Genomic DNA, 10,044 nt, shown 5'->3' on the forward strand with positions numbered 1-10,044 from the left:
GCCTGCGCTGGTTCACGCCCACCGTCGAGGCCCCGATCTGCGGCCACGCCACCCTGGCCAGCGCCCACGCCCTGTTCGAGGAACTGGGCGTCGACGCGCCGCTGCTGACCTTCGACACCCTGGCGGGCGACCTGACCGTGCGCCGGGCCGGCGAGGTGTTGGGCGGGCCGGGGCTGGAAATGGATTTCCCGGCCGATCCGCCGCGCCCGGTCGAGGCTGGGCCGGACCTGGCCAAGGCCCTGGGCGTGACGCCGCTGGAGGTCTGGGCCGGGCAGTATCTGCTGGCCGTGGTCGCCGACGAGGCGACGGTCCGCGGGCTGTCGCCCGATCTGGCGCTGCTGAACACGATTGGGGCTGACCTGGCCAAGGGCGGGGCGGGGCAGGTGATCGTCGCCGCCCTGGCCGATGCGGGCCGCGACCACAGCGTGATCAGCCGGTTCTTCGCCCCGGGCTGCGGCATCCCCGAAGACCCGACCACGGGCTCGGCCCACTGCATCCTGATGCCGCTCTATGGTGAGAAGCTGGGCGCGGCGACCCTGCGGTTCCACCAAGCCTATCCCGGCCGGGGCGGGGACCTGGAATGCGAAAACCGCGGCGCGCGCGTTCTTCTGCGCGGCCGCAGCTTCACGATGGTCGAGAGCCGGCTGAGGGTGGGACCGGCTCTCGATTAGGTCTCTAGACCTTAGTAGCGACGGCCGTAGCCATAGTCGCGGTCGTGGCGCTCGTAGCGGATCTGGGCGCTGATGCGGTCGTAGCGACGATCCAGGTCGGCGCGTTCCCAGCCGCTCAGGCCGCCGCGACGATAGCGGCTTTCCAGGCGGGCGGTTTCACGCAGGTCGCCCTTCAGACGCCAGGCTTCGTTGCGGGTCAGGGCGCCGTTGCGGATGCCCACGTCGATACGCTGGTCGAGGCGGGCGACGCGGTCGCCGCCGACGTCCTGGTAACCGCCACGGCCATAGCCGCGATCATAGGACTGGGCCGAGGCGACGGCGGGAACGGCGGCGGCGACGGCCGAGACCGCGGCGATCGAAAGCAGAATCTTTTTCATCGGTACGGTTCCTCTCGAAATGTTTTCCGACGCCCGACGGGACGACGTTGACCTCAAGAGACCACACCCAACCTGAAACGGTTCTGAGCCGCTCGTTATGTTCTGTTCAGGTACCTGAACTCTCTGCACGACGTTGGGGACACGTACTCACTCCACCGTTCGTGGGAAGCCCGGCGAGGACGCGGGGTGAGTACGTGTCCCCCGGTTCGTCCTAAGCCGCCGCGACCTTGGACCCGTCGCGCCGCGCGGCGGCCACGGCGGTTTCGATCGCGTCATAGAGCTTGGTCACCTCGATCGGCTTGGCGACGTGGCCGTCCATGCCGGCGGCCATGTAGCCCTCGACCTGGTGGACCAGGGCGTTGGCGGTGACCGCCACGATCGGGATGCGCTTGCGGTTCTCGCTGACCTCCAGCGAGCGGATGGTGCGGGCCGCCTCGACGCCGTCCATCACCGGCATGTGGATGTCCATCAGGACGATGTCGTGGCCGCCGCGCTTCCAGGCCTCGACGCAGGCCGCGCCGTCGGCCACCAGCTCGACCTCGGCGCCCAGCGGGGCCAGGACGGCGGCGATGACCTTCTGGTTGGTCGGATTGTCGTCGGCGGCCAGCACCCGCAGGCGGCGTTCGGACTCGATCGGCGGCGGGGCGGCTTCGATCTGGGCGGGGACGGTGGCCTCGCCGCGCGGCATGGCCACCACGACGGTGAAGGTCGAGCCCTGGCCCTCGCGGCTTTGCACATGGACGCCGCCGCCCATCAGGGTGGCCAGCTCGTTGCAGATCGACAGGCCCAGGCCCGAGCCGCCGAACCGGCGGGTGGTCGAGCTGTCGGCCTGGACGAACTTGTCGAACAGGCGCGGCAGGGTCTCGGCGTCGATGCCGATGCCGGTGTCGACCACGTCGATGCGCAGGCCGCTGCCGTCGTCGGCCGAGGCGAAGCGCACCGAGACGCTGCCTTCCAGCGTGAACTTCAGGGCGTTGGAGACCAGGTTGCCCAGGATCTGGCGCAGGCGGTCGGCGTCGCCGCGCCACGAGCCCAGGGCTTCCGGCGCGACGAAGACGCCGAACTCCAGGTTCTTGGCCCGGGCCTGGGTGGCGTAGGATTCTCGGACCGACAGGGCCAGGCTGGCCAGGTCGAAGTCGCGTTCCACCAGGTCCAGGCGCCCAGCCTCGATCTTCGACAGGTCGAGCACGTCGTTGAGCACCGACAGCAGCAGCGCGCCGGACTCGCGGATCACCGACAGGCGCTCGCGCTGGGCGGCGCTCAGCTCGCCCATGGCCATCACCTCGGTCATGGCCAGCACGCCGTTCAGCGGGGTGCGGATCTCGTGGCTCATATTGGCCAGGAAGTGCGACTTCAGGACGTTGGCGGCGTTGGCGTCGTCGCGCGCCTTGACCAGTTCGGCCATCGCCCCGCGCAGGTCGTGGTCGTTGATCTCCAGCCGAGAGACCAAGTGGTTGAAGCTGTCGGTCAGGCTCTGGAAGACGTCGTCGTCGGCCGCCTGCTCCACGGGCTTGAAGCGGCCGTCGGCGGCGACCTCGCGCATGGCCTGGGACAGGCGCTCCATCGGCTTGGTCATGCGACGGGCCAGGCCGTTGGCCAGCAGGATCGCCAGGCCGGCCGAGCCGAAGAACAGGGCCCCGGTCAGGGCCAGGTCGCGGGTCAGGATTTCGGCGATGCTGGGCTGGCGCACCACCAGCACGACCCGCCCCACGCGTTTGCCGGCCAGGAACACCGGTTGAACGATCTGGCCGACATTCTTGGCGTTGAGGGCGCCGACCTGGGCGACGACCTGATTGTCCATGTCGATCAGCCGGACGGCGGCCACGTGCTGGGCCTTGCCGACGGCTTCCAGCGCCCGGTTGGCGCCGACCGCGTCGTGGTCGGCCAGGGGCACGGCGGCGCCGGCGGCGACCATCTGGGTCAGGATCTCATGATTGGCGCGGGCTTCCTGGCGCGCGACGCTCCATTGCTGCAGCATGAAGCACAGGCAGGCGGCGACCAGCGCGGCCACGGTCGTCAGCAAGGCCACGCCGGCGATTCGCGCCTGCAAGGGCGCGTGCGGCATTCCTTCGAAGTCGCGGCTTTCGTCGATCATGACCCGTCCGGGGTGGTTTATCGGCCTTATTCTCGCGCGATCTTCCTAACGGATCGCTTCCACGAACGCGCTTGTCCACGCCAAACTAACGCTAATGGTTGTTTTTCTTTCCTCGCCCTTAACATTTGGTTTACCCTCTATCTTAGGTTTTCGTTAAGGGAGATGGGCGTGGAAAAGGCTTTTGTTGCTCAACGTGTCGCCACTAAGCTGTTCGCTACCGAAGCGGCCGTGGACGCCGCGATGGTTGAAACCATGGAAATGATGGCGGAGCTGATCCAGGCCCGTAAGGACCTTGAGCTGTCGGCCACCGTCGGCAATGGCGCCAGCGCCAAGCTCGCCGACGCGGTCACCGCCCTCGCCGCCGCTCGCACCGCCGTCGTCGAAGCCCATGCCCAACTGGACGAAGTCCGCCAGCGCATCGGCATCCGCACGAAGCTGATCGGCGTGATCGGCAAGGACGGCTTGACGGGCCATAACGACCTGCGGGCCGTTAGCTAAGCTACATTGCGATAGTTTAATACCTTGGGTCTCTAATTTCGGTTAGAGACCCAAGGCATGCACCTAGACCTCCTGATCCTTTTTGGTTGGATGCTGATCCTGGGCGTCAGCCTTTTGGCTTGGCGTCTGGGCGGTCAGGTCGAGCGGCAAGCCGCCGGTCTGGTGGTGATCATGTCTCTCGCGATCACCTTTATCGGCGTCATGCCAGATAAGGGGATGCAGAAGCCCGCCTACTTCTTGGTGGACGGCCTGTTCGGCGCCGGGTTGCTGATCCTTGCGCTGCGCTACACGACCGCTTGGTTGGGCGTCGCCGTTCTTTTGCAAGCCGCGCAGTTCAGTCTTCACGCCTATTATCTGGTGGCGGGCAAGACGTACGACAGGCTGTACGCCATGGTGAACAACCTCGTCAGCCTGGGCGTGCTGCTGTGTCTGGTCGCCGGATGCCTGTTGGCCTGGCGCAAGCGTCGGCGCCTCGCCGCAAAATAATTGCCGGCCACGGACGATTTGTCCGCCAAGCGGCAAAATCTCTCCTTGCCTTCGCCGCCGAAACGAGGTTTCTCGCCGGCGGGCCACATCCCCCCAACGGGATGCAGTCCATCTGTAAGGATGGGAGACATCGATATGACGACCCTCGCCAAGCCGGCGATCCGCCCGGCTCGCCCCGAGTTCTCTTCCGGCCCCTGCGCCAAGCGCCCAGGCTGGACCCCCGAAAATCTCAGAAATGCTGTCCTCGGCCGGTCGCACCGTTCGAAGCTGGGCAAGGGCCGCCTGAAGGCCGCCATCGACCAGACGCGCGAAGTCCTGGAAGTCCCCGCCGACTTCCTGATCGGCATCGTCGCCGGCTCGGACACCGGCGCCGTCGAGATGGCGATGTGGTCGATGCTGGGCGCCAAGCCCGTGCAGCTGCTGGCCTTCGAGTCCTTCGGCAAGGACTGGGTCACCGACGTCACCAAGCAACTCAAGCTGCCGAACGTGGAAGTGCTCGACGCGCCCTATGGCCAGCTGCCCGACACCTCCAAGGTCGATCCGGCCAAGGACCTGGTCTTCACCTGGAACGGCACCACCTCGGGCGTCCGCGTCCCGAACGCCGACTTCATCTCGGCCGACCGTGAAGGCATCACCATCTGCGACGCCACCAGCGCCGCCTTCGCCCAGGACCTGGACTGGACGAAGCTGGATGTCGTGACCTTCTCCTGGCAGAAGGCCCTGGGCGGCGAAGGCGCGCACGGCGTGCTGATCCTGTCGCCCCGCGCCGTGGCTCGCCTGGAGAGCTACACCCCGGCCTGGCCGATGCCGAAGCTGTTCCGCATGACCAAGGCCAATAAGGATGGGGGCAACAAGATCGCCGCCGACATCTTCGAAGGCGCGACCATCAACACGCCGTCGATGCTGTGCGTCGAGGACGCGCTGGACGCCTTGAAGTGGGCCGCCTCGATCGGCGGCCTGGAAGCCATGCAGGGCCGCGCCGACCAGAACCTGGCCGTCCTGGCCGACTGGGTCGAACGCACCCCGTGGGTCGAGTTCCTGGCGGCCACGCCGGAAATCCGCTCCAACACCTCGGTGTGCCTGAAGGTCGTGGACCCCAAAATCAGCGCCCTGTCGGACGACGCCCAGGCCGACTTCGCCAAGAAGCTGGCCGGCCTGCTCGAGAAGGAGGGCGCGGCCCTCGACATCGGCGGCTATCGCGACGCCCCGGCCGGCCTGCGCATCTGGTGCGGCGCCACTGTCGAGGCCTCGGATCTCGAGGCCCTGACGCCTTGGCTGGACTGGGCGTTCGCCTCGGTCTCGGCCGAACTGGCCGCCGCCTAAAAGCCTGTAACGCGCCCTCCCTCTCCCTTCGGAGGGGGAGGGATCAGCGGCCCAGCCGCTTCAGCACACACCCCCATTCCGTCCTTCCCGCAGCCGGAAGGCCCGAAAACAAGAGAGCTCCCATGACCGCTCCCCGCGTCCTCATCGCCGACAAGCTTTCCCCCGCCGCCGTCGACATCTTCAAGAACCGCGGCCTGGACTTCGACATCAAGGTCGGCCTGACCAAGGACGAACTGATCGCCGTGATCGGCGACTATGACGGCATCGCCATCCGTTCGGGCGCCAAGCTCGACAAGGACGTGATCGCCGCCGCCAACCGCCTGAAGGTCATCGCCCGGGCCGGCATCGGCGTCGACAATGTCGACATCCCGGCCGCCACCGCCAAGGGCGTGGTGGTGATGAACACCCCGTTCGGCAACTCGATCACCACGGCCGAGCACGCCATCGCCATGATGTTCGCCCTGGCCCGCCAGCTGCCGGCGGCTGATGCGAGCACCCAAGCGGGAAAATGGGAGAAGAACCGCTTCATGGGCGTGGAGCTGTACGCCAAGACCCTGGGCCTGATCGGGGCCGGCAACATCGGCGGCATCGTCGCCGACCGCGCTCTCGGCCTGAAGATGAAGGTCGTGGCCTACGACCCCTTCCTGTCGCCCGAGCGCGCCGTGGAGATGGGCGTGGAGAAGGTCGAGCTGGAAGACCTGCTGGCCCGCGCCGACGTCATCACCCTGCACACCCCGCTGACCGACAAGACCCGCAACATCCTGTCGGCCGAGAACCTGGCCAAGACCAGGAAGGGCGTGATGATCGTCAACTGCGCCCGCGGCGGCCTGGTCGACGAGGCGGCCCTGCGCAAGCTGCTGGACGACGGCCACGTGGGCGGCGCGGCCTTCGACGTGTTCGTCACCGAGCCGGCCAAGGAAAACCCGCTGTTCGGTTCGGACAAGGTCGTGGCCACCCCGCACCTGGGCGCCAGCACCAACGAGGCGCAAGAGAACGTCGCCCTGCAGGTCGCCGAGCAGATGAGCGACTACCTGCTGACCGGCGCGGTCACCAACGCCCTGAACAGCCCGTCGATCACCGCCGAAGAAGCCCCCAAGCTGAAGCCGTTCGTGGCCCTGGCCGAGAAGATCGGCGCCCTGGCCGGCCAGATGGTCGACTTCGGGATCTCCGCCATCGACATCGCCTTCGAGGGCGAGGTCTCCAAGCTGAACGTCAAGCCGATGACCTCGGCGGCCCTGGCCGGGATTCTCAAGCCGATGCTGGCCGAGATCAACATGGTCTCCGCGCCCGCCGTGGCCAAGGATCGCGGCATCACCGTCTCCGAGAGCCGCCAGGAAGTCAGCCCCACCTATGACAGCCTGATGCGCGTGACCATCACCACCGAGAAGGGCAAGCGCGCCTTCGCCGGCACGGTGATCGCCGGCGCGCCGCGCATCGTCGAGGTCAAGGGCATGGAGCTGGACGCGGGCTTCTCGCCGGCCATGCTCTACATCAACAACCTGGACAAGCCGGGCTTCATCGGCGCGCTGGGGATGCTGCTGGGCGAGGCGGGCGTCAACATCGCCACCTTCAACCTGGGCCGGCTCTCCGCTGACGAAGACGCCATCGCCCTGGTCGGCGTCGACCAGGCCCCGGACGAGGCCCTGCTGGCCAAGATCCAGGCCCTGCCGCACGTCAAGGAAGCCCGCGCCCTGACGTTCTAAAGCCGTGAATCGGAGCCCCCGGCCTTGCGCCGGGGGCGACGTTCCTGGAGGAGCCATGGACTTCTCGGATGACCGGTGGTCGGGTCTGCTCGGCGGCTGCCGCCTGGCCTACGATCCTCGACCAGCTCTCAAGGCCATAGCGGACGATCAGGACGCCGAGGCCGCCTGGTCCGAGCTCTGGGAAGAGCTCCACCATCAGGGCGATGTCGACGTCGCCTCCTACGCTGCCGTGCCGTGGATCGCGCGGGCCGCCGCCGCGAAGGCGGGCGGATGGAACGCCTACGCGCTGGCGGTCACGATCGAACAGTCGCGGGTCCATGACCGCAATCCGCCGATCCCGGAATGGCTGTCCGCCGACTATGCCGAAGCCTGGGAGACGCTGTTCGCGGCCGCGCTGGATGTTCTGCGCGTCGCCGATGATTCGCTAACGGTCGGCAACGCCCTGGCCGTGGTGGCCCTCCGTAAGGGTCTGCCGGTCCTGGCGCGGCTGGCGGGGGAATTCGACGAGAACGAGCGGCAGAAGATCTTCGACCACGGCGTCTGGGCTTAGGTCGAGCGCGCTGGCCAAGCAGTTTCGATGCAGGGCCCGACCGAAAGCGATGAAGTCCGCGTCCGGCCATTTTCAAGCCTCACCGGACCGGCTAGGTGCGAGGGAGCCTAGCCTGGAGCCTCGATGTCCATCCGCGCCCGCAAGATCAACCGCCTGGTCTTCATCGTCTTCCTGGCCGCGTCGGCCTACGCCCTGGCCCGGGCCCTGCTGCCGGACAACGACAGCATCGGTCTGATCCCGTGGGACAAGGCCAAGCACTTCATCGTCTTCTACGTGCTCAGCGTCCTGGCCAGCCTGGCCCTGCCCAACAGCCGGCTGCACCGCATCGGCCTGGTGATCCTGGCGTTCGGCGGGGGGATCGAGATCCTGCAGGGCTTCGTCGGCCGCGACGCCTCGTGGTTTGACCTGTTCGCCGACGCCTGCGGCATCAGCGCCGCGTTCGGGCCGATGCTGGTCAGCCAGTGGTGGCGGGCTAAGGCGCGGTTCTAGCTCTCTATCGGGTTGTCATCCCGGGCGTAGCGCAGCGAAGACCCGGGACCGCCGGAAGCGCCGCGTTCACGCGTCGGTCCCGGATCGGCGCGCTGCGCGCTTGTCCGGGATGACATGATTTGGAGCTGAAGGGCTTATTTGGGCTCTTCGAACTTTCCCCCGCGCCCTTCGCCGTCCTTGAACCGCGCGGCGCCGGCCCGGGCCTCGCGGCGCAGCGGTTCCAGCCCGCCGATCCCCTCGACCTTCAGCGCCTCCTCCAGCGAGACGTCCCACTGGGCGAAGGCCGAGGCGCGGTCGGCGCGCAGGCAGACCTGCGGGAAGGCGGCGATCTGGGCGGCGAGGCCTTGCGCGGCGCTCAACGCCTCGCCGGCCGGGACCACCCGGTCGGCCAGGCCCCAGCTCAGCGCCTCGGCGGCCTCGACCGCCCGGCCGGTCAGAATCATGTCCAGCGCCCGGCCCTGGCCGACGATCCTCGGCAGGCGCACCGTGCCGCCGTCGATCAGCGGCACGCCCCAGCGGCGGCAGAACACCCCGAAGATCGCGGTCGCCGAGGCCACCCGCAGGTCGCACCACAGGGCCAGCTCCAGCCCGCCGGCCACCGCATGGCCCTCGACGGCGGCGATCACCGGCTTGGACAGCAGCCGCCGCGTCGGCCCCATCGGACCCTCGCCGACCGGGTCGTAGCGCTCGCCCTCGCCCGAGGCGGCGACGGCCAGGTCGAACCCGGCGCAGAACGTCCCGCCCGCCCCGGTCAGCACGGCGACGGCGGCGGCCGGATCGGCCTCGAAGGCGTCGAACGCGGCCCGCAGCTGCAGGGCGGTCTCCGGGTTCACCGCGTTGCGCTTTTCGGGGCGGTTGATCGTGACGGTCCAGACCGGGCCGTCGGTGTGGAGTTCGACTTCGGTCATCTCAAGCCTCCCGACCCGGGCCGCGTCATTCCGCCGCCGCGCCAGGCCGCGCCACCATGACGGGCTCCGCTTGACTCTCCAAGCCCGGAGGGTCAGAACAAAAGTGGAACATTGGAGTGTGGAGCATGCCCGGGGCGAAACCCGCCCTTTCGGCTTTGAGAGCCCAGATCGCCGCCCTGGAAGCGGGGACTCGGACTCCGCCTCCCGTCCTGCCGTTCGGCGATCCGCGCATCGACGGCTGCTTCCCGGCCGGCGGCCTGCAGCGCGGCGGCTGGCACGAGGTGGGCGGTTCGGGGCTGGAGGAGGAGACCGGCGCGGCGCCCGCCGCCTTCACCGCCCTGATGCTGCGCCCGCTGGCCGCCAAGGGCGCTGTGGTCTGGGTGATGCGCCGCGACGACCTGCACGCGCCGGGCCTGGTGAACCTGGGCTTTCCGGTCGAGCGCCTGATCCAGGTCCGGGCCCGCGACGAGGCCGAGGTGCTGGCGGTGCTGGAGGACGCCCTGGCCACGGTCGGCGTCGCCGCGGCGATCGGCGAGGCCGAGAGCCCCGACCTCAAGGCCGGCCGCCGCCTGCAACTGGCCTGCGAGCGGCGCGGCTCGACTGGCGTGCTGTTGCGACGGCGGCCGTATGGCGGTCCGGCCGGCAAGGTTCGCGAGGTGTCGGGCGCGGCGGCCCAGACCCGCTGGCGCATCGCCGCCGCCCCCAGCCAGCCGCCGCCGGGCGAGCCGGGGCTGGGCCCGCCGCGCTGGCGGGTGGAACTCGAACGCTGCCGGGGCGGCCGTCCCGGCGCCTGGATCCTCGAACAAGCGGAGGCCGCCGATGGCCCGCATCCTTTCCGTCTGGTGTCGCAACTGGCCGATCACGACGTGGCGGCGAACGAACCCCCTCCAGAGCGTATCCGCGCCGCCTAGGCCCTCCCCCTGTGGGGGAGGTGTCGGCGAAGC

The 10,044-nt window shown here is 68.7% G+C and carries 11 protein-coding genes; 8 read left to right on the plus strand and 3 right to left on the minus strand.

Annotated elements, in window-relative coordinates:
- Positions 1 to 671 (plus strand): PhzF family phenazine biosynthesis protein (locus AC1DYP_RS24445; RefSeq protein WP_477048514.1); only part of this gene is annotated, 671 nt, incomplete at its 5' end.
- An 11-nt stretch (positions 672 to 682) separates the two neighbouring features.
- On the opposite strand, the gene AC1DYP_RS24450 is transcribed toward AC1DYP_RS24445, so the two are convergent.
- The gene (locus AC1DYP_RS24450) at positions 683 to 1,048 is read right to left on the minus strand and encodes a hypothetical protein (protein WP_477034163.1); all 366 of its coding nucleotides are present in this window, start codon (positions 1,046 to 1,048) and stop codon (positions 683 to 685) included.
- 211 nt (positions 1,049 to 1,259) lie between these two features.
- Complete coding sequence (locus AC1DYP_RS24455) at positions 1,260 to 3,143, minus strand: ATP-binding protein (RefSeq protein WP_477048515.1); 1,884 nt, start codon at positions 3,141 to 3,143, stop codon at positions 1,260 to 1,262.
- A gap of 168 nt (positions 3,144 to 3,311) precedes the next feature.
- On the opposite strand from AC1DYP_RS24455, the gene AC1DYP_RS24460 reads away from it, so the two are divergent.
- From AC1DYP_RS24460 to AC1DYP_RS24485, 6 genes are all read left to right on the plus strand, one after another.
- The gene (locus AC1DYP_RS24460; protein ID WP_477048516.1) at positions 3,312 to 3,641 is read left to right on the plus strand and encodes a hypothetical protein; all 330 of its coding nucleotides are present in this window, start codon (positions 3,312 to 3,314) and stop codon (positions 3,639 to 3,641) included.
- Positions 3,642 to 3,698: 57 nt separating this feature from the next.
- A complete protein-coding gene (locus AC1DYP_RS24465) occupies positions 3,699 to 4,127 on the plus strand; it encodes a hypothetical protein (protein ID WP_477048517.1) in 429 nt (142 codons plus the stop codon).
- A gap of 135 nt (positions 4,128 to 4,262) precedes the next feature.
- Positions 4,263 to 5,450: a phosphoserine transaminase gene (locus AC1DYP_RS24470; protein WP_477048518.1), complete on the plus strand. Its 1,188-nt coding sequence runs from the start codon at positions 4,263 to 4,265 to the stop codon at positions 5,448 to 5,450.
- A gap of 122 nt (positions 5,451 to 5,572) precedes the next feature.
- Complete coding sequence (gene serA / locus AC1DYP_RS24475) at positions 5,573 to 7,153, plus strand: phosphoglycerate dehydrogenase (RefSeq protein WP_477048519.1); 1,581 nt, start codon at positions 5,573 to 5,575, stop codon at positions 7,151 to 7,153.
- 55 nt (positions 7,154 to 7,208) lie between these two features.
- Positions 7,209 to 7,703: a hypothetical protein gene (locus tag AC1DYP_RS24480; protein WP_477048520.1), complete on the plus strand. Its 495-nt coding sequence runs from the start codon at positions 7,209 to 7,211 to the stop codon at positions 7,701 to 7,703.
- A gap of 123 nt (positions 7,704 to 7,826) precedes the next feature.
- A complete protein-coding gene (locus AC1DYP_RS24485) occupies positions 7,827 to 8,192 on the plus strand; it encodes a VanZ family protein (RefSeq protein ID WP_477034169.1) in 366 nt (121 codons plus the stop codon).
- Positions 8,193 to 8,326: 134 nt separating this feature from the next.
- Here AC1DYP_RS24485 and AC1DYP_RS24490 read toward each other — a convergent pair whose 3' ends face one another.
- Entirely contained in the window at positions 8,327 to 9,100 is a 774-nt protein-coding gene (locus tag AC1DYP_RS24490) for a crotonase/enoyl-CoA hydratase family protein (RefSeq protein WP_477048521.1), read from the minus strand.
- Between the two features lie 125 nt (positions 9,101 to 9,225).
- Here AC1DYP_RS24490 and AC1DYP_RS24495 point away from each other — a divergent pair, with 125 nt between their 5' ends.
- Entirely contained in the window at positions 9,226 to 10,011 is a 786-nt protein-coding gene (locus AC1DYP_RS24495) for an ImuA family protein (RefSeq protein ID WP_477048522.1), read from the plus strand.
- Positions 10,012 to 10,044 lie beyond the last annotated feature (33 nt).

Source organism: Caulobacter sp. P1_D6 (genome assembly GCF_056406095.1).

Bases quoted from the DNA above. Each gene is read 5' to 3' on its own strand.
- AC1DYP_RS24450 (WP_477034163.1), bottom strand. From the start codon at position 1,048: ATGAAAAAGATTCTGCTTTCGATCGCCGCGGTCTCGGCCGTCGCCGCC.
- AC1DYP_RS24455 (WP_477048515.1), bottom strand. From the start codon at position 3,143: ATGATCGACGAAAGCCGCGACTTCGAAGGAATGCCGCACGCGCCCTTG.
- AC1DYP_RS24465 (WP_477048517.1), top strand. From the start codon at position 3,699: ATGCACCTAGACCTCCTGATCCTTTTTGGTTGGATGCTGATCCTGGGC.
- AC1DYP_RS24470 (WP_477048518.1), top strand. From the start codon at position 4,263: ATGACGACCCTCGCCAAGCCGGCGATCCGCCCGGCTCGCCCCGAGTTC.
- serA (WP_477048519.1), top strand. From the start codon at position 5,573: ATGACCGCTCCCCGCGTCCTCATCGCCGACAAGCTTTCCCCCGCCGCC.
- AC1DYP_RS24480 (WP_477048520.1), top strand. From the start codon at position 7,209: ATGGACTTCTCGGATGACCGGTGGTCGGGTCTGCTCGGCGGCTGCCGC.
- AC1DYP_RS24485 (WP_477034169.1), top strand. From the start codon at position 7,827: ATGTCCATCCGCGCCCGCAAGATCAACCGCCTGGTCTTCATCGTCTTC.
- AC1DYP_RS24490 (WP_477048521.1), bottom strand. From the start codon at position 9,100: ATGACCGAAGTCGAACTCCACACCGACGGCCCGGTCTGGACCGTCACG.
- AC1DYP_RS24495 (WP_477048522.1), top strand. From the start codon at position 9,226: ATGCCCGGGGCGAAACCCGCCCTTTCGGCTTTGAGAGCCCAGATCGCC.